Below are 527 nucleotides of genomic sequence, written 5' to 3' on the forward strand. Positions count from 1 at the left end.
GCTCTCGTCAGGGCGGGGTCCGTGACGCAGTACAGGCCGTATTCCGAGGCCAGGAGGATCGCGAACGCCACCAGCAACGACGCGGACAGCATGACGAGGTCCTTTTCACGGATGGACTGGAACACCATCCCGCTCCCATAGATGACCGTAAGCATCGCGCTCAGGCCGTGCCCGTTGAACGACGAGTTCCCGACCGGCTTACGGTTCGCCTCGCCGACCCTGCGGACCAGTTCGCGTATGCGACCCATATCAACTCCTTAGCATGACATATGACGGCTATAATCACCATCATTACCGTGACAAGCTCCCTCATTCCTTTTCATGATTGCTTGCCTTTCCCAACCCCATGCCGTGATGCCGCACAACACCGTATGACGTCACGACATGCCTTTCCAGCTCTCTTCATCATTGAAAACGAAGCACCCCCAATGATAGATACCGGTCATGGGCGTCGCAAATCACCGTCCCCAAAAATGAGGACGAAAGCCAACGACGACCCATTATCCGCCGATATGCCCGGCATCGGT

General features: G+C 56.7%; 2 protein-coding genes. One reads left to right on the top strand and one right to left on the bottom strand.

Annotated elements, in window-relative coordinates:
* A partial coding sequence (locus HMPREF1494_RS03900; RefSeq protein WP_034519773.1) for a hypothetical protein occupies positions 1-248 on the bottom strand: 248 nt, incomplete at its 3' end.
* A gap of 21 nt (positions 249-269) precedes the next feature.
* On the opposite strand from HMPREF1494_RS03900, the gene HMPREF1494_RS11660 reads away from it, so the two are divergent.
* The coding region (locus HMPREF1494_RS11660) for a hypothetical protein (protein ID WP_231495309.1) at positions 270-527 on the top strand (258 nt) is incomplete at its 3' end.

The sequence above is a fragment of the Bifidobacterium sp. MSTE12 genome, from assembly GCF_000513015.1.
Lineage (GTDB): Bacteria > Actinomycetota > Actinomycetes > Actinomycetales > Bifidobacteriaceae > Bifidobacterium > Bifidobacterium dentium.